Consider the following 23462-nt stretch of genomic DNA (forward strand, 5'->3'; position numbering starts at 1 on the left):
CCGGGATACGGTCTCGATGTCCGCACAGTTGACAGGCCCGATCACTTTGGCTGGTCGCCGCGCTTCGTCCAGAGTTCTCATGGGTCCCCACGTCACCAATCTGTGTGTGGGAAGAAGGCTCTCGCAGCGGCACGTTGCGTACTACGAGCGGCGTGCACGCGGTGGTGCGGGCACCATAGTGACCGAGGTGGCCTCGGTGCATGCCTCCGACTGGCCCTATGAACGTGCCCCGCTCGCATCCGAGTGCATCGACGGTTGGCAGGACGTGGTCGCGGCCTGTCGCCCGCACGGCACTCTGGTGCTGGCCGGATTGGGTCATACCGGGTTACAGGGGTCGAGCGCCTTTTCGCAGGCAGTGCTGTGGGGACCGTCACCGGTTGCCGACGTGATCTCGCGAGAGTTGCCGATGCAGATGGAACGGCCCGAGATCGCCGTCCTGGTGGACGCCTTCCGGGCCGGTACCGCCGCCGCGGTCTCCGCCGATGTGGATGGTGTAGAACTCGACGCCGGTCCGAGAAGCCTCCTCCGACAGTTTTTGTCGGGTCTGACCAACCTACGAGAAGACGAGTACGGGGCACAGCCCCTGCGTCTGGCGCGCGAGGTGATCGAGGCCGTCCGTGCCGAATTGGGCCCGGGTCGAGTGCTGTCGCTGCGACTGAGTTGCGACGAGATGGCGCCGTGGGCAGGTATCACCCCCGAGATCGCCGCGGGGTATGTACGGGAGTTGGCCGGCCTCCTCGATTTGCTCGTGGTGGTGCGCGGCGGACCGATGTCGGTAAGTCAATACAGGCCTGACTTCCACAGCCCGGCGTCATTCAACACCGTTCTCTGCCGACACATTCGAGTGGCCGCCTCCGACTCCGTACCGGTCGTACTCCAAGGGAGTGTGATCGAATCGTCCGCCGCTCAGACTGCCCTCGACGAGGGGGTGGCCGACATGGTCGAGATGACTCGGGCACAGATCGCGGACCCAGACCTCGTCGCCAAGATCCGACTGGGCGAGACACCGCGTCCGTGCATCCTGTGCAACCAGACGTGCCAGGTGCTCGACCCCCGCAATCCAGTCGTGACCTGCGTCGGGAACCCGACGAGCGGACACGAGACCCTCGATCCGGCCGAGAGCGTCGCCGATACCGTCGACCCATGTGTGGTGCTGGTCGTGGGTGCCGGTCCGGCGGGCCTGGAGGCGGCGCGTGTACTCGCCCGCAGCGGTAGGCGCGTTACGGTCGTGGATTCCGCTGATCGCACCGGTGGAATGGTGCGGGTGGTGGCCTCGGCGGCACCCCACCTCGAGCCGCTGGCCGACTGGCTGGAATCGGAATGCCGCAGTCTGGGAGTCGAGTTCCGTCTTGGATCGACAGTGGTCGAGGCTGACCTCGCTGCCGCTGAACAGGAGGGTGCAACGTTGGTCCTGGCCACCGGCAGCACACCACGCCCGCTGCCGTTTCCGGTTGCGGGGCGAACTCAGTGCGCCGACGCTGCCGAGGTCCTCGGCGGACTGGCGCTACGGGAGGGATCGGTGGTGGTCTTCGATCCGGTCGGCGGACCGGCGGGAGTGGGAGTCGCGGAATGGCTCGCGGCGCGCGGGCGCGAAGTGAGCATCGTGACGCAAGACTCCGTCGTAGGTTCGAGGCTTGGGATGACCGGCGATCTGGTGGACGCCAACGCCCGATTGCAGCGAGTGGGGGTCACCCGCCGACTCGACAGCAGAATCGTGTCGATTGACGACGCGGGTGTGCGAATCCGGAACCGGTATACCGATGTGGAAACGGTAGTGGCGTGCGGGGTGCTGGTCGACTGCTCGCATCGTCTTCCGAACGACATGCTCGGCGCCTCCCGTCCCGACGCGGTGTGGGTCGGCGACTGCGTGGCTCCGCGAACACTTCTCGAATCGATCAGGGAAGGCCGCCTCGCGGCGCTGAACGTGGCGTCGAACGTGCGGTCCGAGTGTGAACACAGTCCGTTCACCCTCGCCAACGAGAGATAGGAAATTGCATGGGACAGTTCGACGGCAAGGTCGCGTTCATTACCGGAGCCGCCCGCGGACAGGGGCGAACACACGCGGTACGGTTGGCGCGCGAGGGCGCGGCGATCATCGCAATCGATATCTGTGGGCCGGTGTCGGAGTACAACACCTACGATCCGGCGACTGCGGACGATCTGGCGGAGACAGTACGCCTGGTCGAGTCCGAGGGTGGCAAGATTCTGGCCGAGCAGGCAGACATACGGGACAGCGCGCAACTGAGGGCCATCGTGAATCGCGGGGTCGAGCAGTTCGGTGGACTCGACATCGTGATTGCAAATGCTGGGATCTGCAACTGGAACAGATTCTGGGAGATGTCCGACGAGCAGTGGGAGACGCTGATCGACGTGAACCTCACGGGCACGTGGAAGACGCTCAAGGCCGCGGTCCCACCGATGATCGAAGGCGGTCGCGGCGGATCGATCATCGTGATCAGCTCCGTGGCCGGTATCAAACCCATTCCAGGGCAGGCGAACTACGCAGCATCCAAGTTCGGACTCGTCGGCCTGACCCAGGCCGCGGCGAAGGAGCTGGGCGAATACGGGATTCGTGTCAATTCGATTCACCCCTACGGAGTGAAGACCCCGATGGGTAACGACCAGGGCGGCCTCGCGACTTTCGAGAAGCATCCTCAGTACATGTCGAGCTTGGCATCGATCCTCACGGACCACCCGTTGGCCGAGACCGACGACATCGCGGACGCGGCGGTGTGGCTGGCCGGCGACGGTTCGCGGATGGTTACCGGCAGTCAGGTCACCGTGGACATGGGTGCGACCAAGGTGTGAGCGACCCGGAATACAGTCACCTGTTCACCCGGTTGCGCCTGGGGCCTCTGACCCTGCGCAACCGGGTGGTCTTCTCGGCGCATCTCACCGGCTACGCGGTCGAGGGTCTGCCCACCGAGCAGCATGCCGCCTACTATGCCGCCCGTGCGAAGGGTGGTGCGGGCCTGATCATCTCCGAAGAACACGCCACTCATCGGGGAGACTGGCCGTACGAGAAGGTCATTGCCGGATACCGGCCCGAGGTGGTCCCCGGCTACCGACGGATCACTGACGCCGTTCACGAGTACGACGTCCCGATCCTGGCGCAGATCAACCACAATGGTGGGCAGGGCTCGAGCATGTATTCCCGGCTTCCGTTATTGGCGCCGAGCGCCGTTCCTGATCCGCTGTTCCGTGAAGTTCCCAAGGCGCTCGACCAGAGGGAAATCCGCGCTCTCGTAGGGGGATACGCGCGGGTCGCCGAGCACTGCATACAGGGCGGGTTCGACGGCATCGAACTACAGTGCTCCCACTCCTCCTTGGTGCGAAGCTTTCTTGCCCCCGCGACGAATCTTCGCACCGACTGTTACGGCGGATCACTGGCCAACCGGGCCCGGTTCCTTCTCGAGGTCGTCGCGGCCGTGCGTGAAGCGATCGGCCCGCAGCGCGCATTCGGGGTCAGGCTCGCCGGGGAGGATCTGTTCGACGGAGGTGTACGACTCGACGAGGCGGCGGAGGTAGCCGCTCTCGTCGAGGCGGATGGCCGGGTCGACTACATCAACACTTCCATCGGCATGGCCACCGAGACGCTCCACATGATCGAGGCATCCATGGCCGTTCCTCAGGGATACGCACTGTTCATCCCGAGCGCCATCCGGCAACGGGTTTCCCTCCCGGTGGTGGGCGTCGGACGCTTCAAGGATCCTCGCCAGGCCGATCGGGCCCTTGCAGAAGGGCACTGCGATCTGATCGGGGTTGTGCGCAGCCAGATCGCCGACCCGGACTTCGCCGCGAAGGCGCAGGCCGGGCATGAGACGTCCATCCGAAGGTGCCTGGCCTGCAACCAGGAATGTATCGGGCGCATGGGACTCGGGCGTTGGCTCGGCTGCGTCGTAAATCCCCGCGCGGGCAAGGAGTCGATGCTACTGCCCGAACCGACGATTCGGGGTAGGCGCGTGTTCGTTGTGGGAGGCGGACCGGCTGGTCTCAAGGCCGCCGCAACGGCGGCGCAACGTGGTCACGACGTGACCTTGTTCGAACGCGCAAGGTCCGTCGGTGGGCAGATCCGCACCGCTGCGGGCGTTCCGGGTCGTCGAGAGTTGCTCGACTCGGTGCTGGATCTGGAAGAGGAGTGCGTTCGGTGTGGGGTAGACATGAGGACCGACTCCGAGGCGACGGCCGAGTTTCTGGCAGCGGCCGGTCCTGATGTCGTCGTACTCGCGACCGGGGCGCGTCCACGGCGCCCGAGATGGGCGGGCGTGTTGGATCGGGTCGTAGACGTTCGTGACGTTCTCGAGGGTCGTGCACACCCGTCCGGAACCGTGCTTGTGGTCGATGAACTCGGCTTCCATCAGGGAACGTCCGTTGCGGAGTTCGCGGCCGACGCCGGATGTGCGGTCACCATCTGCACGCCGGGGATGATTGTCGGGCAGGATCTCGGTATCACCCTGGACTTCGAGGACTGGAACCGGCGCGCGCATTGCAAGGGCATCGCCGCGATGACCGACGTGGTGCCGACAGGTGCCGAGCCTCTCGACGGTGGCGGGATCGCGGTCACTCTTCTACACCACCCGACCGGCCGCTCTTCGCGGTTCATCGCTGACTGGGTGGTGTCCTCCACGCACCAGCGGGCAGAGGACGGGCTTTGGAAGGCGCTGTCCGGCAGTGGTATCGAGGTCCATCGCGTCGGGGACGCATTGGCGCCGCGCCGTGCGCACTCCGCCATCATCGAGGGCGAGAAGGTTGGGCTGTCGCTGTAGGGTCTTGCGAGTGCGCACTTCTGGAGGACACCACTCGCACCTTCTGTACAGTTCTGCGCACTCGGACTGACAATCGGACTGACAATCGGACTGACAAGAGGGGGACCATCGTGAACACGCACAGGCTGCAGCAAGTGCTCGCTGTGACGGCCTTTTCCGGGGTAGTAGCCGCAGGTGCGGCGGTGCCCGCGTCCGCCGCACCGAGCGCGAATCCACTGGCGCCAATCACCGCGGCCGTGGCGAGTGTTTCGGATGGCGGGAGTACCGCATCGGCGAAGCTCCCCGTCGATGCTCTCGTCGCCGCCCGCAACGCGGGATTGCCGATCTACGAGGCCGGTGAAGTCGAGGTCGTCTACGCATCGAAGATGGGCGCCTATTATGGCACCGAATACCGGCGCGTATACGAGGTCGACGCCCTGACCTCGCCGACAACGAAGTTCGTCGCGGTCGGCGCTGTCGCACCGGACCACTTCTACGTCGTCAGCGGAGACAAGCGGAGCGACATCGTGGTCAACATGCGCCCGGCCGCGAACCAGATCTTTCAGCGGATGACCTACGACACGACGCCACAAAAGTGGCTGAACAGTCCGCTTGTCCAACTCCAAGATGGCGGACCGAGCATCGGAATCGCACTCATCCGCTAGATCGCATGTAGGGGGCGGTCAGTGCGCGCTTCTGCAGCGAACTGGCCGCACATTCCCTGCAGTTCTGCGCACTCGCTAGGGACACGTCCCAGACGACTACAGCGCCTCGCGCCTCTTCCACCACCCCACCGGACTCACTCTCTCCGGCAGCTGCCTCGCCCCCAAGGTGATTGCCTCACGCGCGAAGTCGGGATGTGGGTCTTGAATCACCAACTCGGTGCCGTCCTCGGGAATGTCGGCTTGGGTGAGCTCCCAGATGGTGGAGACGCTCTTGATCGCAGCTATAGCGAGTATGAGTCCGGGGAAGAGCAGCAACGGCTGAGAGCCCTCCGGCATCCAATCGGTCAGTGGCATGAGGGGTGCCGTAATGACGAGAGCCGCGGGGACACCCAATGCGAGGCTCACAACCCGTCGATTCGAGCGGTACTGGCGACATGACGGGCACGCCGCCCACCGGGTTTTCTGTACCCAGATTCTGCGCTCTCTTCTTTCCTTGGAACGCTGCGGCCGTGCGCCAGGTCGGAGGAAGTCGTGGAGGCATTTGCGCGGCCACGAGAGATCGTCGTAGGGAAAGTGCGGTAGTGATGACAGGTAAGCCTTGAACGTCCATGTTGCGGGTGCGCCGTGCATTACGCAGACCGACGGTAGTTCGGCGTCGAGTTGACGCTGGTGTTTCCGTTGGAGCTTGGTGGGGGGATCGGCGACGTGGCGTAGTGGGAAGGCGATGGATGGCTCGGGCACGCGGTTGATGATGTGACATCGGCTGTCACCTCGGCAAATCGGGTGACCGTGTAGGCGCCATGCTCGCATCATTGCCAGGCTGATACCTTCATCCGGATCATCGAGGAGGGGGCGAAATGAATCTGAACGTAGATCCTGAAGCACTGGAGGGTTTTGCACGCCGGACGGACGAACTGTCCGCCCAATGCGTGCAAGCTGCCGACCATGTGGAGCAGTGGTTGACGCTCGATGCGTCCGATGTCGGTGTGATCTTCCAGCTCGTGTTGTCGCAGGTTAACGACATGCGTGACGTCCTCGTCGAGAACTGTGATTCACTCCGGCGGTTGACCGAAGGATCGGCTCAGAGTCTTGCCGATGCCGCGTCGAGCTATCGCGAGCAAGAAGCGGCAAACGCCGCCAGGCTCGCCGCAGTGATGGCCAGGTTGTCATGACTGAGCCCAGTTCGGCACTGACGACGCCTGTTGCGGAGGACCCGGTACCAAACCTCCTTGAGAACGCACTGGACGGCTCGCTCACAAGCCCGACCTACCTCGTCGGAGAGGCCATGGTGTTCTGCGGGATGGTCGGATCGAACGACCCATGGGCATTCATATCCGACCGGTTGGCCGGTGACTGGCAGGCAGTACAAACCGCGGGCAAATCTCTTGAGGGCCTGGCGGAGTTCAGTACCTCTATGGCCGAGGAACTTTCGACAGCTAAGTCTTCGGCAATGAACTCATGGAAGGGCGAGGCGGCCGACGAGGCCGAACGCTACTTTCTAGAGTTGGGCAAAGTCCTCGAGAGTCAGAGTCCCGTGATTCGCAAGATGGCCAAGCAACTCGATCAGACATCGTTTGGATTGTACGAAGCGTCGGAATCGATCAAGGACTTGGTAGGCGATCTCATCGACTGGCTTGTCATCGTTGGCATCAAGGCCACAGCAGCATTGTTCGCTGGCGGGTCAGGGGCAGGCGCCCCCGCAGCCGTCGCGTTCCTTGCAGCAGCCCTGCTTGCGGCAAAGAGTGCGTGGAACATCGTCGACAAGATTCATGAAATCATGAACTACGCCTGGGCCGGCGCACAAGCTACCGTCGGGTTGATCTCAGGCCACCTTGCGACCGTCAAAGACACACCGCTGCCTGCGCTTCCGACGTCTGCCTATCAATTCGAAGGCGCGTGAAGTGCAGCCGAACCAGGAACCACTGCTGGGCGTGTTGCGCGACGATCCAGCAATGGCCGCCCAATTGCGGAAGTCGGTCCAGATGCTGGCCGACAAATCCCCGGATCCAGCGATGCGCGGACTGTTGCTCGAGGTTCTCGCCGGCCAGAAGAGCCTGCGTGACGTGGTGACGACGACGAATTTTCCCGATGTGTTCCGGCCGTTCGCCGAGGCTGCGGTCGCCGAAGCAGCCCAGATGACGGACGAGGAGAAGGAGGCGCTGGCAGCCGAGGGGCGTCGTCGGATAGATGCGGAGTACGAGGCCACTCTCGCTGGAGCCCGTCGGCCCGAATCCGAGGAGTACGACGAGGACGACGAGTACTTCCAGAACCGCGGCTCGATCCTGAGTTCGGACTGGTAGCCACCCGCCACGTGACCCGGCGCCTACCATCGACGCGTGTGTGACTTCGGAGAACTCGCCGACGCCGCGTGGCCAGACATCGAGCCCGGCACCTCGACCGTGGTCGTCCCGGTCGGTTCGCTCGAGCAGCACGGCCCACACCTTCCCCTCGACACCGACACCGCGATCGCGTCGGCGGTCGGGCGGGCTCTCCCGGGCGTGCTCAACGCTCCTGCCATTGCGTACGGCGCGAGCGGCGAGCACGAGGCCTTCCCGGGAACGGTGTCGCTGGGCTCGTCGGCGCTGGAATCGCTTCTCGTCGAGTACGGCAGGTCGGCGTGCCGGTGGGCTGAGAGGGTCCTGTTCGTCAACGGGCACGGCGGCAACGGGCCCGCACTGGTCAAGGCTGTTACCTTGTTGCGGTACGAGGGACGCGATGTCGCCTGGGTCCCGTGTGTGGTCCCGAACGCAGACGCGCACGCAGGCCGGACGGAAACGTCCATGTTGCTGCACCTTTCGCCCGACCGGGTGAAGATGTCGCGTGCGGAGACCGGAAACAAAGAACCTATCGCAAGCTTGCTACCCAGACTGCGCGAAGGCGGTATGGTCACCGTGTCCGCCAACGGAGTGCTCGGTGACCCGACTGGCGCCACGGCCGCGGAGGGGGAACAGTTCTTCAGCGCACTTGTCGAACGCGTCACCAAGGCACTAGCCCGGTGGGAACCGGGTCGAGATGGAAGGCTCCGGTGGGAACCGGGCCGAGACGGGAGGCTCACATGATCTGTTCGGGCGTCTTCGAGCTGCCGAGGATGGATTTGCCCGATTCCCTGACCACCAGTTTTCGGGGCGCACCGCCGATCAATTTCCGGCATGCGCTGCCAATAATCTTCCATCCGCATACCATCAGCTGATGCGTCAGGCTCGACTCCCCGATGGATTCGGGATTCGTATCGACCCCAAGGTCCGCGCATACTCCGGAGGCCGAGTACTCATCGGAGGTTCGCCGACTCGGATGCTGAAGCTTGCACCCACGGCCGCGGCAATGATCGGTGACGGCTACCTCGAGGTGGTCGACTTGGAGTCAGCGGTAGTTGCGCGCCGGCTTCTCGATTCGGGCGTTGCGAACCCTCGTCCCATGAGCACCCCTTCTCCCCGTGACGTCACCGTAGTCATCCCGGTGAGGAACAATGCGTCCGGACTGCAACGGGTCCTGGGCTCGCTCCGCGGTCTCGACGTCATCGTCGTCGATGACGGGTCCGACGTCCCGATCGATGCCCCCACGCCGGGGAAGACGTGTGGCGGCAGAGTCACCGTCCTGCGGCATGAGGCCGCGAAAGGTCCAGCTGCAGCACGAAATACAGGACTTCGTCACGCCGAGACCCCGTTCGTGGCGTTCCTCGATTCCGACGTCCTGCCACGCACGGGCTGGATCGAGGTCATGCTCGGCCACTTCAGTGATCCGGCGGTCGCGCTCGTGGCCCCGAGAATTGTGGCTCTCGAACCCGAGGCGAGCACTCTTGCGCGCTATGAGCACGCCCGTTCCTCACTTGATCTCGGGCGTAGGGAGTCGGCGGTTCAGTCCGGTAGTGCGGTGTCCTACGTTCCGAGCGCCGCGATGATCGCCCGGCGCGAGGTTCTCGACGAGTTCCACGGTTTCGACGAGTCCATGAACGTTGCCGAGGATGTCGACCTGTGCTGGCGGCTGCAGGAATCCGGTTGGCGGTTGCGCTATGAGCCGGTGGCTCACGTTGCGCACGACCACCGCGTGTTGTTCGGAAAATGGTTCGACCGCAAGATGTTCTACGGAACGGGTGCAGCTCCGCTCGCGGCACGGCACGCCGGCAAGGTCGCTCCACTGTCGATGTCGCCATGGACCTTCTTCGCGGTAGTTGCGGCCGCCACGTGCACGCGGCTGGGTCTTCTCGGAGCCGGGGCCACGGTCGCCGTGACCGTGCTGCGACTTCGCCGGATGTTCCGGGCGGTCGACCAGCCCACACGCATCGCCGCCATCCTCGCCGCACAGGGTTTCGTGGGTGGCGCTTGGCAGCTGGCCTCCGCGTTGTGTCGCCACTACTGGCCGGTCACGCTCCTTGCTGTGCTGGCGTCGAAACGGATTCGCCGCATCGCCCTTGCTGTTGCGGTCGCCGAAGGGGTTGCCGATTGGGCTACGCACCGTGAGCCCGGAGGTCTGGGGCCGCTGCGGCACACGATGTTCAAGCGGATCGACGACATCGCCTACGGGGCCGGACTCTGGAAAGGCGCGCTGGTTGCTCGCGACCTCGATGCGCTGAAGCCACGGTTGAAGCAGTAGTGGTCGAGCCAAATCGCGGCGCTGATGTCGTGGTCGTGGGCGGCGGTTCGAGTGGATGCGTCGTGGCGGCTCGACTCAGCGAGGATCCCGAACGATCTGTTCTGCTTGTCGAGTCCGGACCAGGATATCGGGCGGTGCACGATCGCCGGGTCCGGGATTATCGGGCCTTGCCGGTCGGTCCGGGTAGCGACTATGCGCAAGTCTACGGTGTCGAGTTGACTCCGGGTGTGGCCTCGACGATGGTACGGGGCCGCGTGCTGGGAGGTTCCGGTGCTGTCAACGGCGTCTACTTCGTGCGGGGAACAAGAGCGGATTTCGACCGTTGGCCGCAGGCGTGGTCGTACGAGAATGTGCTTCCCGCGTTCCGGGCACTCGAACGCGATATCGATTTCGGCGGACCGTGGCATGGCAGTTCGGGGCCGATTCCGGTACGTAGGCAGCGTTCGGACCGATTGAGCGAGATCAGCGAGGCATTCCTAGACGCAGCCCTGGAGAGGGGGTATCCGGAGGAGCCCGACAAGAATGGCGCCGGTGGTGGCGGTGTCGGTCCGGTACCGCTCAATATTGACGGCGACGTGCGGTTGGACACCGCGATGGCGTACCTGTTGCCTGCGTGGAATCGACCCAACCTGACGGTCGAGTCCGATACCGACGTCGTGCGGATTCTGTTCTCCGGTAGCAGGGTGGTCGGAGTCGAGGTCGAGACCGCAGGGGTGCGGCGGATAGTTCACGCCGGGCGAGTTGTCCTGGCGGCCGGTCCCGTCGAGACTCCTGTTCTGTTGATGCACTCGGGAATTGGTGTGGCCGATCACCTGATGGACAACGGTATTTCCGTCATTCTCGATTCGCCGGGGGTGGGCAGCAATTTCAGTGACCATCCTCAAGTGACCCTGCCATATCGCCCTCGGGAATCGTTGCGCCGCGACACCACGAGTCCACCGATCGAGACGGTCTTGAACACGGCCGATATCGAGATCCGGCCGTATACGGCTCCGCCCGCGGTTCTCGTCCCGCGATCCGGTCAGCAAGATCAGGTTCTCGGGATCGGGTTGATGGTCCCGGAGGGTCGGGGTGACATCCGGCTGAGATCGGCCGACCGCGGCGACCGTCCCCGCATCGAATACCGGTATGCGCAGTCGGAGTCCGATCGCCGGGCGATGCGCCAAGGACAGGCGATCGGATTGGATCTTCTGCACTCCCCGGCGCTGAGCCGGCTCGTAGTTCCGCTGTACGAGGAGGTGTCGGACCGCTGCATGCTCGCCCATCTGGAGACGTCCTACCACCTGTGCGGAAGTTGCAGAATGGGCGGAAGTGACGATGCATCCGCCGTCGTCGACGAACGCGGTGAAGTGCGCGGCGTGGAGGGGTTGACGATCGCGGACACCTCGGTGTTCCCAAGCGTTCCCAGCCGGGGGCCGCATGCCACGGCCGTCATGGTCGCCGAGCGCATAAGCACCTTCTTGACCCAATCAAGACGGTGAAGACCGATATCCGCGTGACCCGCAATTCTGTGTTCGACATACGCCGTGGAGGATCTTGATGGAGAGTGAGCTGCCGAAGCGGGGTAATCCCTGGGTTGCGTTACGCCCGGGGGACGATGTCGCGCAGCGCGCGCGCAGGGTGTCCTCGGCGCATCAGTTGTTCGTCGACAGTCGAAGTTCCGCCGATGATCAGGACGGAAACTCTGTTCGATCGGTCGTCCTCGATTCGTGGATCCGCAGCACTCGCAAGGGGGTGAATCCGGACGGGGCGGCGCGATCGGTTGAACTGTCGGGTGCCGATCTCGCCTCGTATCGCGCGGCGCATCCCATGTCGATTATTCGACCGGTGGTGCGAAAGCTACTCGTCGAGGACGCTGCGGATACCGGCCTGCTCGTGGCCATCGCGGACGAGAAGGGGCACTTGCTCTGGGTCGAGGGTGATTCCTCGGCCAAGGATCGTGCTCAGCGGATGAACTTCGCCGAGGGCTGTGACTGGAGTGAGGACGCCGTCGGAACCAATGCGCCGGGCACGGCGCTGGCGCTCGACCACTGTGTGCAGATATTCGGGGCGGAGCACTTCATCCGATCAGCGCACGACTGGAGTTGTTCGGCGGCTCCCGTTCACGACCCCGCTACCGGACGGATCGTCGGCGCCATCGACATCACCGGTGGGCCGCGGGTGGCCGCGCCCGAGGTGCTGTCATTGATCAGGGCGACTGTCGCGGCTGCCGAGGCGGAATTGCGGTTGCATCTGCTGAGTTCGACGAGCCCGCGGGCCGACACAGCCTTGCGGTTGGAAGTGCTCGGCTCGGGCCGTCCGAGTCTGCTACGCCGCGGCGAGCGAGTTCCGCTTTCACAACGCCACGCCGAGATACTCCTGCTCCTGGCCGAGTATCCGGAGGGGCTCAGTTCGGAACGCCTGGCTGTTCTGCTCGACGAGGGTGAACTCGACGCCGTCACCATTCGCGCCGAGATGTCTCGGCTGCGTAAGGTTTTCGGTTCCTCGAATCTCGGTTCGCGACCCTATCGTTTGCTCACTGAATTGGGGTCGGACGTGCGCCAGGTTCGTGACGCGCTCGACCGTGGTCAACTGGCTTCCGCACTCGAGGCTTACCCCGGCCCGGTGCTGCCGGGATCGGAGGCGCCAGGTGTGGCGGACCTTCGCGACGAGTTGCGGACGCGCGTACAAGCGGCGTTGCTGCGTGAGGGCGATCAGCGCCTGCTGGCCAGGTGGACCACCTCCGTTCACGGGAGGCAGGACCACGCGGTCTGGGAAGCGTACCTGGCCGGCCTGGACCCGCGTTCAGCCCTTCATGCCCAGGTCAAGGCCCGAATCGATCTGTTCGATCGGCGGTACGCAACGTAGTTGCAACGGTGCGGCCAGTAGTGTTGTGAGTCACACCAGAAAAACTCACGACACCAGGGAGTTACCCATGACCGTGTATGCCCGCCCGGGTTCACCCGACGCCCTCATGTCCTTTCAACCGCGCTATGACAACTGGATCGGCGGTCAGTGGGTCGCGCCGGTCAAGGGGCAGTACTTCGAGAATCCGACCCCGGTCACTGGGCAGTCCTTCTGCGAGGTTGCCCGTTCGACGTCGGAGGACATCGAGCTGGCCCTCGACGCGGCGCATGCGGCCGCACCGGGATGGGGCAAGACCACCGTTGCCGAGCGGTCCGTCATTCTCAACAAGATTGCCGACCGCATCGAGGAGAATCTAGAGTCGATTGCACTGGCCGAGTCCTGGGACAACGGCAAGCCGATTCGGGAGACCCTGAACGCCGACATTCCGTTGGCGATCGACCACTTCCGGTACTTCGCGGGTGCGATCCGCGCACAGGAAGGAGCGCTCTCCGAGATCGACTCCGACACGGTTGCGTACCACTTCCACGAGCCGCTCGGTGTCGTCGGCCAGATCATCCCGTGGAACTTCCCGATTCTCATGGCCGTGTGGAAGCTCGCGCCTGCACTTGCGGCGGGCAACGCCGTCGTCCTCAAGCCGGCCGAGCAGACCCCGGCGTCGATCCTGTATCTGATTTCGATCATCGGCGACTTGCTGCCCCCGGGTGTGGTGAATATTGTCAACGGATTCGGCGTCGAGGCGGGCAAACCGCTGGCGTCGAGCCCGCGGATCAAGAAGATCGCGTTCACCGGTGAGACCACCACCGGCCGCCTCATCATGCAGTACGCATCGCAGAATCTGATCCCGGTCACCCTGGAGCTCGGCGGCAAGAGTCCCAACATCTTCTTCTCCGACGTGTTGTCTTCCAACGACGACTTTCAGGACAAGGCTCTCGAGGGCTTCACCATGTTCGCCCTCAACCAGGGTGAGGTGTGCACCTGCCCGTCGCGTTCGCTGATCCAGGAGGACATCTTCGACGAGTTCTTGGCGATGGCGGCCATCCGCACCAAGGCCGTGCGTCAGGGAGATCCCCTCGATACCGACACCATGATCGGTGCCCAGGCGTCCAACGACCAGCTCGAGAAGATCCTCTCCTACATCGAGATCGGCAAGGGTGAGGGTGCCAAGGTCATTACCGGTGGTGAGCGTGCAGAACTCGGCGGCGACCTGTCCGGCGGCTACTACGTGCAGCCGACGATCTTCACCGGACAGAACAAGATGCGCATCTTCCAGGAGGAGATCTTCGGCCCCGTCGTCTCGGTCACCTCTTTCAAGGACTACGACCATGCCATCGAGATGGCCAACGACACGCTGTACGGTCTCGGCGCCGGTGTCTGGTCGCGCGATGGCGGCGTCGCCTATCGAGCGGGTCGCGACATCCAGGCTGGCCGGGTATGGACCAACACGTACCACCAGTACCCCGCCCACGCGGCGTTCGGTGGTTACAAGCAGTCCGGTATCGGCCGCGAGAACCATCTGATGATGCTCGAGCACTACCAGCAGACGAAGAACCTCCTGGTCAGCTACACGCCGAAGGCTCAAGGCTTCTTCTGATGGATACAGCCCAGGCTCCTGGCCGCTTGAGGGCGACCGTCGCGGCGGTGGAGCTTCTCCGCCGCCTCGGCGGTATCCATGGAGCATTGATGATGCATCAGTCGGGCGGGTGCTGCGACGGTTCGGCGCCGATGTGCTATCCCGACGGCGATTTCATCGTAGGCGACCAGGATGTGCTGCTCGGTGTCCTCGATCTGCGCCTAGGCGCCGGGGAGACGCTGCCTACTCGGCCCGAGGGCATCGATGCTGTACCGGTGTGGATTTCTGGTACGCAATTCGAGCTGTGGAAGCACACTCAGTTGGTGCTCGACGTCGTGCCGGGGCGCGGTTCCGGGTTCAGCCTCGAAAGTCCGGAAGGCATGCGGTTTCTCAGCCGTGCCCGCGCGTTCTCTCCCGCTGAGAATGCGCAACTGGCCGCCGAGGACGTCATCGTCGGGCAGAAATGGGAACAGGGCGTGCGGCCGGCACCTTCATCCGAACCACAGGTCGTTGCCGAAGCAGTCGACGCCTGCCCGGTGCCGGGCTCGCGCACGAGTTCGTAACATACTGCAGGGATTCAGATTTGGGGTTTACATCGACGTCATCCTCTGTTGACGCGACGTGTACGAATCGAACTTAGCGTTCGGTGCGGCAGAACTACGCCGTACCGAACGGCCGACGCAGAGGGACATGAATGTCACTTGTAAAACCATCGCAGAGCACCGGAGTGGAAGGGCACCACGACGGTGCCGACTTCCACTCGGAAGACAGTAGTTATCTGGAGAAGCGTTCCCTGAGAAAGGGTTCGGCGGGATGGGTGCTGCTCGCTGGGCTCGGGGTCAGCTACGTGATCTCCGGTGATTTCGCCGGATGGAACAACGGCCTGGCTCATGGAGGATTCGGCGGCCTGCTCATTGCCGCCGTCATCATCGCGGGCATGTACCTGGCGATGGTCCTGGGCATGGCTGAGATGTCTTCCGCACTCCCCGCAGCGGGCGGTGGTTACACCTTCGCCAGGCGTGCCCTCGGCCCGTGGGGCGGGTTCGCAACCGGAACAGCGATTCTCATCGAGTATGCGATTGCGCCGGCGGCGATCGCGACATTCATCGGAGCCTATGTCGAATCACTGAACCTGTTCGGCATCACCGACGGCTGGTGGGTGTATCTGGCGGTCTATGCCATTTTCATCGGGATTCACCTGACGGGTGCGGGCGAGGCGCTCAAGGCCATGTTCGTCATCACCGCGATCGCCCTCGTGGGTCTTGTGATCTTCGCGGTCGCGGCGATCGGTCTGTTCGACGTGGGTAACCTGACCGACATCGCCCCCACCGATGCGGTGGGGGCGTCCACCTTCCTGCCCTACGGCGTGTTGGGTATCTGGGCTGCCGTGCCGTTCGCCATCTGGTTCTTCCTCGCCGTCGAGGGCGTCCCGCTCGCCGCGGAAGAGGCGCGTGAGCCGGAGAAGAACGTTCCCCGCGGAATCATCATCAGCATGCTGATCCTCATCGTGACCGGTGCCACCGTTCTGTTCCTGGCAACGGGGGCGATGGGTGCTGCGGGTCTGGCGGACTCCGGGAACCCGTTGGTAGAGGCGCTCGGCGGAGGAACCGCTGCAAAGGTGGTCAACTACATCGGGCTGGCCGGCCTGGTCGCGAGCTTCTTCTCGATCATGTACGCCTACTCTCGGCAGACCTTCGCGCTCTCGCGTGCCGGTTATCTTCCGAGGAATCTGTCGATCACCAACTCGCGCAAGGCGCCGACACTCGCGCTGATCGTTCCCGGCGTGATCGGATTCGTGCTCTCGCTCACCGGTGAAGGGGCCATGCTGCTGAACATGGCAGTGTTCGGCGCCGCCGTCAGCTATGTCCTGATGATGGTCAGCCACATCGTCCTTCGCAAGCGCGAGCCGCAGATGAAGCGCCCGTATCGTACGCCGGGCGGCATCGCCACCACATCGTTCGCGCTGGTGATCGCGGCTGGCGCGGTGATCGCAACGTTCCTGGTCGATCCGGTCGCGGCACTGTGGACCCTGATCGCCTTCACTGCTTTCATGGCGTACTTCGCCCTGTACAGCCGACACCACCTCGTTGCCAATTCGCCCGATGAGGAGTTTGCTGTTCTTGCAGAGGCGGAGGATGAATTGGAATGACGGTCTACAGCCACGGGGTAGCAGGCGTCGGGTACACATTCGACGGTCTCGTTGACCTGCTGGCGAAGGCGACACCGCAGCGCAGCGGTGACGAACTCGCTGGGTGTGCGGCATCCTCGGACGCCGAACGCGCTGCGGCGCAGTGGGCGCTGGCCGACGTTCCACTCGGCACCTTCCTGAACGAGCTCGTCGTTCCATACGAGGACGACGAGGTCACGAGGCTGATCATCGACTCGCACGACCGGGCGGCGTTCGGCGAGATCTCGCATCTGACAGTGGGAGGGCTCCGCGACTGGTTGCTCGATGTCGCGGCGGGGGAGGGCGCGGCGGAGACCTTCCGCCGCGTCGCTCCCGCTCTCACACCGGAGATGGTGGCGGCGGTCAGCAAGATCATGCGCAACCAGGATCTGATCGCCGTGGCGCGAGCAGTGACGGTGACGTCCGGGTTCCGAACCACGCTCGGCGTGCCCGGTCGCCTCGCAACTCGCCTACAACCCAATCATCCGACCGACGACCCTCGCGGTATTGCGGCAGCCACGCTCGACGGGCTGCTGCTCGGCTGCGGTGATGCCGTGATCGGAATCAACCCGGCGACCGACTCGCCGCATGCGACCTCGGAGTTGCTCCACCTGCTCGACGATATTCGCCAGCGCTTCGACATTCCCGCGCAATCGTGCGTTCTGTCGCACGTCACCACCACGATGGGCCTGATCGCCGAGGGTGCTCCGGTCGATCTCGTCTTCCAGTCCATCGCTGGCACTGAGGGGGCCAATTCCGGTTTCGGCGTGGATATCTCGTTGCTCCGCGAGGCCAACGCGGCCGGACGTTCGCTGAAGCGGGGAACCGTCGGGGACAACGTCATGTATCTCGAAACCGGCCAGGGTTCGGCGCTCAGTGCGGGGGCACACCTCGGCACGGACGGTCGCGCCGTCGACCAGCAAACCCTCGAGGCGAGGGCGTACGCGGTAGCCCGTGACCTGGAACCGTTGTTGATCAACACGGTCGTGGGATTCATCGGTCCGGAATACCTCTTCGACGGCAAGCAGATCATTCGGGCCGGACTCGAAGACCACTTCTGCGGGAAGCTACTGGGCCTGCCGATGGGTGTCGACGTCTGCTATACCAACCATGCGGAGGCGGACCAGGACGACATGGACACCTTGCTCACCTTGCTTGGGGTGGCTGGCACGGCCTTCGTCATCACAGTCCCGGGCGCAGACGACGTGATGCTCGGGTACCAGAGTCTGTCCTTCCACGATGCCCTCTACGCGCGTGAGGTGCTCGGACTCCGGGCCGCTCCGGAGTTCGAGGACTGGATGCGTCGGCTCGGCATGGTCGACGAACAAGGCCGGGTTCTGCCAGTCGATGCCGCGGCCTCGCCGCTGCGGGCACTGACGGGGCGCCATGAGTGACCCGGCCCTGCAAGACTTCTGGGATGAGTTGCGCTCCACGACGCAGGCGCGCATCGGACTCGGCCGGGCGGGAGACGCACTCCCGACCGAGCGTGTGCTCGAGCTGCGTTCGGCGCACGCCGCGGCTCGAGATGCCGTGCATCAACCGCTGGACTCGGAGACATTGGTCGAGCATGTCGAAGCGGTCGGCCTGGGACGGCCGGTAGTGGTTACGAGCCGTGCGTCGGATCGGGGGGAGTACCTGCGCAGACCCGACCTGGGGCGCATACCGGCCGATCTGTCGGTGGTGCGAGCAGGCAACGCGGAGGTGGGTTTCGTTCTCGCAGACGGTCTGTCGCCACGGGCACTCGACGATCATGGGGTTCCGCTCCTGTCTGCCCTGGTCACGGAGTTCGACGGAATCTACACGCTGGCCCCACCGGTGATCGCAACCCAAGCGAGGGTCGCGCTCGGAGACCACATCGGACAGGCGATGGGGATTCAAACCCTCGTCCTGCTGATCGGGGAGCGGCCGGGGCTGTCTGTAGCGGACAGCGTCGGCGTCTATCTCACTCACCTGCCGCGGCCGGGGCGCACCGACGCCGATCGGAACTGCGTCTCCAACATCCATCCCCCCGAGGGGCTCGGCTACCAGCACGCAGCCCGAGTCGTGGCGGGCCTCATCGCCGGAGCGCGGAGGCTGGGCCGGTCGGGTGTCGACCTCAAAGACACTTCCCGCTCGGACCGGTTGCCACCCGGTGAGGTTGTGAGCCTCGAGTGAGCCGCTCGAGGCTCTCGCACTCTTGTTCGGTCCAATGTAGGTCAACGCGTTGTGAAGTGGGCAGCGCGTAAAGAATTGAGGTCAGTCATGAAGTCGCCCAGTGCCCGATCCATGTGGATGGGTTCGCTCTCGCTCTCTATCAGTTTGCTGGTCGCCGCATGCACGTCAGGCGGCGGGGAAGCGGCGGGACCGCAGGTCGCAGAGGTAAGTTCGTGCCGATCGCTGGATTCGAACCTCGAATGGTACGGAGACAACCGGCAGGAACTCGACCAATTGATCGCCCGCGACGGCGAATGTGGGGGTAGTGGCGATGTGACGGAGGGTGCCCCGCTGGCGTTGTTCGACTGGGACAACACCGTGGTCAAGAACGACATCAGCTACGCGACTGTGTACTGGATGATCAAGAACGACAAAATCCTCCAACCCCCGGATCGGGACTGGACGGCCACGAGCCGATACATGACGGCCGAGGCGGCCTCTGCTCTCTCCGCCGCGTGTGGCGGGGATGTGGAACCGGGCCAACCACTCCCGACCGGTACCGACCTCGATTGCGCGGACGAGATCCTAGCCGTCCTCGAGGGGGAGACCGCCGCGGGTGAGCCCGCATTCGGCGCCTACGACCATCGGCGAAACGACCCTTCATATGCGTGGTTCGTTCAAATCATGGGCGGTCATTCGGTGCAGGACATCACCGATTTCGCGCGGTCGGCGCGGACCGAGAACCTCGCGGCAACGTTGGGCGCCGAGCAGACGGTCGGCACTCACCGGGTGGACGCGTCCGTGCGCTACTACCCGCAGATGGTGGATCTCATAGACACCCTTCGCGTCAATGGTTTCGATGTGCGGATCATCTCCGCGTCGGCCGAACCGATCGTGCGGGTGTGGGCTGAGGAACTCGGATTCGAGCCGGACCGAGTGATGGGGGTGCGCCCCGTGATCGACAACGGGATCATCACCCGACACCTGGTGGGGTGTGGCGATGTACCCGACGGCGAGGACGGTGTGGTTCCCACTGTCGACGGCAAGCGGTGCCAGGTCAATCAGGTGGTGTTCGGTGTGACCGGCGCGGATGCGTTCGCACCTCTGCCCGCCGAGGAGCGCCAGGTGTTCGCCGCCGGCGATACGGGTACCGACGTGACGTTCCTCGGTGACGCGACCGGGGCTCGGCTGGTCATCAATCGGAACAACCCCGAGTTGATGTGCAAGGCGTACGACAACAGTGACGGAAAGTGGTTGATCAACCCGATGTTCCTGGAGCCGAACGCGCAAGCGCCGCAGCCGTACCCGTGCTCGTCCACGGCCTTCGTCGACGCGAATGGCACCGAGGGTCCGGTTCACCGGGCTGACGGTTCGGTGATCGAGGACCAGGTGGACTCTATCTACTGAGCTCTGATCCAGCTCGGAAAGGACAGACGATGACAACCCCGCTTCGCAGCTACACCTCGGGCGTGTGGGACTCCCCTATGCTCGGCGACACCATCGGCGACAACTTCGATCGGACGGTGACAGCCCATGCCGATCGCGAGGCGCTTGTCGACAGGCCGTCGGGTCGCCGCTGGACATACGCCGAACTCGCTCGTGATGTCGACGCTGTCGCGGTGGGGTTGCTGAGTAGAGGCATTGAGAAGGGCGACCGGGTGGGGATCTGGGCACCGAATTGCCCGGAGTGGACCATGATCCAATACGCAACCGCCAAGATCGGTGCGATCCTCGTCAACATCAATCCCGCCTATCGGACACACGAATTGCGATATGTCCTCGATCAGGCGGGGATTCGGCTACTCGTGTCGGCACCGGAGTTCAAGTCGTCCGACTACGCGTCGATCATCGAGACGGTCCGGCCCAACTGCCCGGATCTCGAGATGGTGGTGCTGTTGGGCAGCGATGACTGGAACCGCCTGTGTTCGGACGGGGCGGCGGCGCACGACTCGGATCAGACGGTGCTGATGGCCGCGCAACGAGCATTGTCGTCGGACGATCCGATCAACATCCAGTATACCTCGGGGACAACGGGTTTCCCGAAGGGCGCGACTCTCAGTCATCACAACATCCTCAACAACGGCTACTTCGTCGGGGAGCTGTGCCACTACACCGAGAACGACAGGGTGTGCATTCCGGTGCCGTTCTATCACTGCTTCGGCATGGTGATGGGCAACCTCGCATGCACGAGCCACGGAGCCACCATGGTCATCCCGGGTGCAGCGTTCGATCCTCGGGCGACGCTGCAGGCAGTCGAGACCGAGAAGTGCACCTCGCTGTACGGCGTGCCGACGATGTTCATCGCCGAACTCGCCGATCCGAGCTTCGAGCAGTTCGACCTCTCGAGCCTGCGTACCGGCATCATGGCGGGATCGCCATGCCCGGTAGAGGTGATGAAGCAGGTGATCGAGCAGATGGGGATGGCCGAGGTCTCCATCTGCTACGGCATGACCGAGACATCGCCGGTGTCACTGCAGACGCGGGTCGACGACACGATCGACCAGCGAGTCTCCACTGTCGGCCGGGTGGGCCCGCACCTCGAGGTAAAGATCATCGAACCGGACACCGGTCTCACGGTGCCGCGCGGCGAACCGGGGGAGCTGTGCACACGTGGCTACTCGGTAATGCTCGGCTACTGGAACGACCCGGAGAAGACCGCCGAGTCCATCGACGCCGGACGGTGGATGCACACCGGCGACATCGGGGTAATGGATTCCGACGGCTACGTCGCAATCACCGGGCGGATCAAGGACATCGTCATCCGCGGCGGTGAGAACGTGTACCCCCGCGAGATCGAGGAATTCCTCTACACCCACCCCGACATCCTCGACGCTCAAGTCATCGGTGTGCCCGACGCCAAGTACGGCGAAGAACTCATGGTGTGGGTCCGGATGAAGGATGGTGCGACCCCGCTGGACGCAGCGGCAATCCGTGAGTTCTGTACCGGAAAGCTCGCTCACTACAAGATTCCGCGTTACGTTCACGTGGTCGACGAGTTCCCGATGACGGTGACCGGCAAGGTGCGCAAGGTCGAAATGCGCGAGCAGTCGCTCGGGTTGATCGAGGGGTCGGGCCAGCCGTGGTAACGGGAGCACCGTTCGGCAACGATTCGCCGAAGCCGACCACGAAGGGGCGCCGGGTGATTACGTTCGAATGGAGCGGTGACCATCCGCTCGCACCGTGAACATGCGTTGAGAGGACGGAGAAATGATCGGCCAGATCATCACCACCATCATTTTCGGCGCGGTCATCGGGGTACTCGCCCGTCTCGTGGTCCCCGGGAAACAGGCGATGGGCTGGGTCGTCACGGTTGTCCTCGGCGTCGCAGGCGCGCTCATCGGGTACTGGGTGTGGGGCGGGCTCCTCGGCCAAGGCGACACACGTGGAATCGACTGGATCCGCTGGATCATCAGCATCGCCGCCGCCGCCGTTCTCGTCCTCGGGTACACCTCGATGACCCGTAAGAGTCGCGCCTAGCCCAATCCCTCGTTGTTGGCAGCTAGGCCCGGCTTGGTCACGGTGTCGAGGCGCCTTCATCGACGCGGTTGAGCGCCTCTGTCACAATGTGCTCGGCGATGGCAAGCGCCGATGTTGCACCCGGTGAAGGGGCATTGCGAACGTGGACGACCCGCGCAGTTCCTGTGATCTTGAAGTCGTCCTCGAGGCTTCCGTCGCTGTTCATCGCCTGTGCGCGGATGCCGCGAGGGCCACGGCTGACGTCGGCAACGGAGATCTCGGCGACGTACTGGCGTGCCTGCTCGACGAACGCTCGCGTGCTCAGCGCGGTGCGGGTCTCCCGGACCGCCGCCTGGACGTTCTTTGCTGCGAAGCGCCAGAAACCGGGGAATCCCAAGGCATCGATCGTGTCCCTCAACGAGATGAGGCCCCGCTGGTAGGACTCACGTCCGAGGGACAGGAAGGCGTTCGGGCCCAGGACGACGCTGCCATCGAGGGTCTTGGTCAGATGCACTCCCAGGAAGGGATACTTGGGATCTGGCACGGGGTAGATCAACCCGTTCACCAGATCCGACTTCTGCGGTGAGAGCAGGAAATAGTCGCCGAAGAACGGAACAATCTTCGGGAAGACCGCCTCGCCCGAGTTCCTTGCCAGGCGATCGGATTGCAGTCCGGCGCAGGCGATCACCAGATCGAACGACTCCGCGCCTCCATTCGCGTGAACTACAACTTCACGGGACCGCTCCTCGACGCGGCTGACTTCGGAGCGCAGGAGAATCCTCCCACCTGCCCAGGCGACCTCCTCGGCGAGAGCGCGTGTCACTCCGGGGTAGTCGATGATGGCCGTTTCGGGGGAGTGCAGCGCGGCCAGCCCGCGAGCATGCGGCTCGATCTCCGGGATCTCCGATCCGCGGATCAGGCGGACCCCGGGAACTCCGTTCGCGACGGCCCGCTCGTGAATCCCCCTCAGCCGCCGATTCTCGACCTCGTTCTGGGCCACGACGATCTTGCCGCACTTTTCGTACCGGACATCGTAGGTGAGGGCGAACTCTTCGAGAAGGCCCACGCCTCGTCGACAGAGTTGGGCTTTGAGGCTGCCTGGCTCGTAGTACAGGCCGGCGTGCACAACACCACTGTTGTGTCCGGTCTGATGCGCTCCTACGGTGGCTTCCTTCTCGAAGACCGTTACGGCTGATTTGGGAAGTCGCGCGCCGAGTTCACGGGCAACGGACAGACCGACGATTCCGCCTCCGACGACCGCGACCCTGGTGATAGACATTCAACTGTCC

The 23462-nt window shown here is 64.1% G+C and carries 21 protein-coding genes; 19 read left to right on the forward strand and 2 right to left on the reverse strand.

Annotation, left to right across the window (positions count from 1 at the left end):
- Window positions 1-16: 16 nt before the first annotated feature.
- The 4 genes from BFN03_RS03210 (at window position 17) to BFN03_RS03225 (ending at window position 5410) form a co-directional block, all read left to right on the forward strand.
- Window positions 17-1987, forward strand: a complete 1971-nt coding sequence (locus BFN03_RS03210; protein WP_070377798.1) for a mycofactocin system FadH/OYE family oxidoreductase 1 — start codon at window positions 17-19, stop codon at window positions 1985-1987.
- A gap of 8 nt (window positions 1988-1995) precedes the next feature.
- Window positions 1996-2808 carry a mycofactocin-coupled SDR family oxidoreductase gene (locus BFN03_RS03215; protein ID WP_070377799.1) on the forward strand — a complete coding sequence of 271 codons (813 nt, stop codon included), beginning with the start codon at window positions 1996-1998 and terminating at the stop codon, window positions 2806-2808.
- On the forward strand, window positions 2805-4766 hold the full coding sequence (locus tag BFN03_RS03220; RefSeq protein WP_070377800.1) for a mycofactocin system FadH/OYE family oxidoreductase 2: 1962 nt from the start codon (window positions 2805-2807) through the stop codon (window positions 4764-4766). The genes BFN03_RS03215 and BFN03_RS03220 overlap by 4 nt, the downstream gene beginning before the upstream one ends.
- Window positions 4767-4876: 110 nt before the next feature.
- Window positions 4877-5410, forward strand: a complete 534-nt coding sequence (locus BFN03_RS03225) for a hypothetical protein (RefSeq protein WP_070377801.1) — start codon at window positions 4877-4879, stop codon at window positions 5408-5410.
- 96 nt (window positions 5411-5506) lie between these two features.
- On the opposite strand, the gene BFN03_RS03230 is transcribed toward BFN03_RS03225, so the two are convergent.
- Entirely contained in the window at window positions 5507-5815 is a 309-nt protein-coding gene (locus BFN03_RS03230; protein ID WP_070377802.1) for a hypothetical protein, read from the reverse strand.
- A gap of 452 nt (window positions 5816-6267) precedes the next feature.
- On the opposite strand from BFN03_RS03230, the gene BFN03_RS03235 reads away from it, so the two are divergent.
- The 15 genes from BFN03_RS03235 (at window position 6268) to BFN03_RS03305 (ending at window position 22194) form a co-directional block, all read left to right on the forward strand.
- On the forward strand, window positions 6268-6582 hold the full coding sequence (locus BFN03_RS03235; RefSeq protein WP_070377803.1) for a type VII secretion target: 315 nt from the start codon (window positions 6268-6270) through the stop codon (window positions 6580-6582).
- Window positions 6579-7310 carry a hypothetical protein gene (locus tag BFN03_RS03240; RefSeq protein ID WP_070377804.1) on the forward strand — a complete coding sequence of 244 codons (732 nt, stop codon included), beginning with the start codon at window positions 6579-6581 and terminating at the stop codon, window positions 7308-7310. The genes BFN03_RS03235 and BFN03_RS03240 overlap by 4 nt, the downstream gene beginning before the upstream one ends.
- Before the next feature lies 1 nt (window position 7311).
- Window positions 7312-7710 carry a hypothetical protein gene (locus BFN03_RS03245; RefSeq protein ID WP_070377805.1) on the forward strand — a complete coding sequence of 133 codons (399 nt, stop codon included), beginning with the start codon at window positions 7312-7314 and terminating at the stop codon, window positions 7708-7710.
- Between the two features lie 36 nt (window positions 7711-7746).
- The gene (gene mftE / locus BFN03_RS03250; protein WP_070377806.1) at window positions 7747-8469 is read left to right on the forward strand and encodes a mycofactocin biosynthesis peptidyl-dipeptidase MftE; all 723 of its coding nucleotides are present in this window, start codon (window positions 7747-7749) and stop codon (window positions 8467-8469) included.
- 130 nt (window positions 8470-8599) lie between these two features.
- On the forward strand, window positions 8600-10000 hold the full coding sequence (gene mftF, locus BFN03_RS03255) for a mycofactocin biosynthesis glycosyltransferase MftF (RefSeq protein WP_070380573.1): 1401 nt from the start codon (window positions 8600-8602) through the stop codon (window positions 9998-10000).
- Window positions 10000-11481, forward strand: a complete 1482-nt coding sequence (mftG, locus tag BFN03_RS03260; protein WP_070377807.1) for a mycofactocin dehydrogenase MftG — start codon at window positions 10000-10002, stop codon at window positions 11479-11481. The genes mftF and mftG overlap by 1 nt, the downstream gene beginning before the upstream one ends.
- Window positions 11482-11539: 58 nt before the next feature.
- A complete protein-coding gene (locus tag BFN03_RS03265; RefSeq protein ID WP_070377808.1) occupies window positions 11540-12847 on the forward strand; it encodes a helix-turn-helix domain-containing protein in 1308 nt (435 codons plus the stop codon).
- A 67-nt stretch (window positions 12848-12914) separates the two neighbouring features.
- Window positions 12915-14438 carry an aldehyde dehydrogenase gene (gene adh, locus BFN03_RS03270; protein ID WP_070377809.1) on the forward strand — a complete coding sequence of 508 codons (1524 nt, stop codon included), beginning with the start codon at window positions 12915-12917 and terminating at the stop codon, window positions 14436-14438.
- Window positions 14438-14980, forward strand: a complete 543-nt coding sequence (locus tag BFN03_RS03275; protein ID WP_070377810.1) for a DUF779 domain-containing protein — start codon at window positions 14438-14440, stop codon at window positions 14978-14980. The genes adh and BFN03_RS03275 overlap by 1 nt, the downstream gene beginning before the upstream one ends.
- A gap of 131 nt (window positions 14981-15111) precedes the next feature.
- Window positions 15112-16566 carry an ethanolamine permease gene (gene eat, locus BFN03_RS03280; RefSeq protein WP_070377811.1) on the forward strand — a complete coding sequence of 485 codons (1455 nt, stop codon included), beginning with the start codon at window positions 15112-15114 and terminating at the stop codon, window positions 16564-16566.
- Entirely contained in the window at window positions 16563-17978 is a 1416-nt protein-coding gene (locus BFN03_RS03285; RefSeq protein WP_070377812.1) for an ethanolamine ammonia-lyase subunit EutB, read from the forward strand. Before eat ends, BFN03_RS03285 begins: the two co-directional genes overlap by 4 nt.
- Complete coding sequence (gene eutC, locus BFN03_RS03290; RefSeq protein ID WP_070377813.1) at window positions 17971-18738, forward strand: ethanolamine ammonia-lyase subunit EutC; 768 nt, start codon at window positions 17971-17973, stop codon at window positions 18736-18738. Before BFN03_RS03285 ends, eutC begins: the two co-directional genes overlap by 8 nt.
- 87 nt (window positions 18739-18825) lie before the next feature.
- Complete coding sequence (locus BFN03_RS03295; protein WP_232320422.1) at window positions 18826-20124, forward strand: haloacid dehalogenase-like hydrolase; 1299 nt, start codon at window positions 18826-18828, stop codon at window positions 20122-20124.
- 29 nt (window positions 20125-20153) lie between these two features.
- Complete coding sequence (locus BFN03_RS03300; protein ID WP_070377814.1) at window positions 20154-21803, forward strand: AMP-binding protein; 1650 nt, start codon at window positions 20154-20156, stop codon at window positions 21801-21803.
- A 121-nt stretch (window positions 21804-21924) separates the two neighbouring features.
- A complete protein-coding gene (locus BFN03_RS03305) occupies window positions 21925-22194 on the forward strand; it encodes a GlsB/YeaQ/YmgE family stress response membrane protein (RefSeq protein ID WP_084385479.1) in 270 nt (89 codons plus the stop codon).
- 37 nt (window positions 22195-22231) lie between these two features.
- Here BFN03_RS03305 and lhgO read toward each other — a convergent pair whose 3' ends face one another.
- A complete protein-coding gene (gene lhgO / locus BFN03_RS03310) occupies window positions 22232-23452 on the reverse strand; it encodes an L-2-hydroxyglutarate oxidase (RefSeq protein ID WP_070377815.1) in 1221 nt (406 codons plus the stop codon).
- Between the last annotated feature and the right edge of the window lie 10 nt (window positions 23453-23462).

The sequence above is a fragment of the Rhodococcus sp. WMMA185 genome (assembly GCF_001767395.1).
In the GTDB taxonomy this organism is placed as follows: Bacteria; Actinomycetota; Actinomycetes; order Mycobacteriales; family Mycobacteriaceae; genus Rhodococcus_F.

Coding starts and splice junctions, on each gene's coding strand:
- BFN03_RS03285 (WP_070377812.1), top strand. CDS start 16,563: ATGACGGTCTACAGCCACGGGGTAGCAGGCGTCGGGTACACATTCGAC.
- adh (WP_070377809.1), top strand. CDS start 12,915: ATGACCGTGTATGCCCGCCCGGGTTCACCCGACGCCCTCATGTCCTTT.
- BFN03_RS03215 (WP_070377799.1), top strand. CDS start 1,996: ATGGGACAGTTCGACGGCAAGGTCGCGTTCATTACCGGAGCCGCCCGC.
- lhgO (WP_070377815.1), bottom strand. CDS start 23,452: ATGTCTATCACCAGGGTCGCGGTCGTCGGAGGCGGAATCGTCGGTCTG.
- BFN03_RS03305 (WP_084385479.1), top strand. CDS start 21,925: ATGATCGGCCAGATCATCACCACCATCATTTTCGGCGCGGTCATCGGG.
- eat (WP_070377811.1), top strand. CDS start 15,112: ATGTCACTTGTAAAACCATCGCAGAGCACCGGAGTGGAAGGGCACCAC.
- BFN03_RS03295 (WP_232320422.1), top strand. CDS start 18,826: ATGAAGTCGCCCAGTGCCCGATCCATGTGGATGGGTTCGCTCTCGCTC.
- eutC (WP_070377813.1), top strand. CDS start 17,971: ATGAGTGACCCGGCCCTGCAAGACTTCTGGGATGAGTTGCGCTCCACG.
- BFN03_RS03275 (WP_070377810.1), top strand. CDS start 14,438: ATGGATACAGCCCAGGCTCCTGGCCGCTTGAGGGCGACCGTCGCGGCG.
- BFN03_RS03240 (WP_070377804.1), top strand. CDS start 6,579: ATGACTGAGCCCAGTTCGGCACTGACGACGCCTGTTGCGGAGGACCCG.
- BFN03_RS03265 (WP_070377808.1), top strand. CDS start 11,540: ATGGAGAGTGAGCTGCCGAAGCGGGGTAATCCCTGGGTTGCGTTACGC.
- mftF (WP_070380573.1), top strand. CDS start 8,600: ATGCGTCAGGCTCGACTCCCCGATGGATTCGGGATTCGTATCGACCCC.
- BFN03_RS03210 (WP_070377798.1), top strand. CDS start 17: ATGTCCGCACAGTTGACAGGCCCGATCACTTTGGCTGGTCGCCGCGCT.
- BFN03_RS03235 (WP_070377803.1), top strand. CDS start 6,268: ATGAATCTGAACGTAGATCCTGAAGCACTGGAGGGTTTTGCACGCCGG.
- BFN03_RS03300 (WP_070377814.1), top strand. CDS start 20,154: ATGACAACCCCGCTTCGCAGCTACACCTCGGGCGTGTGGGACTCCCCT.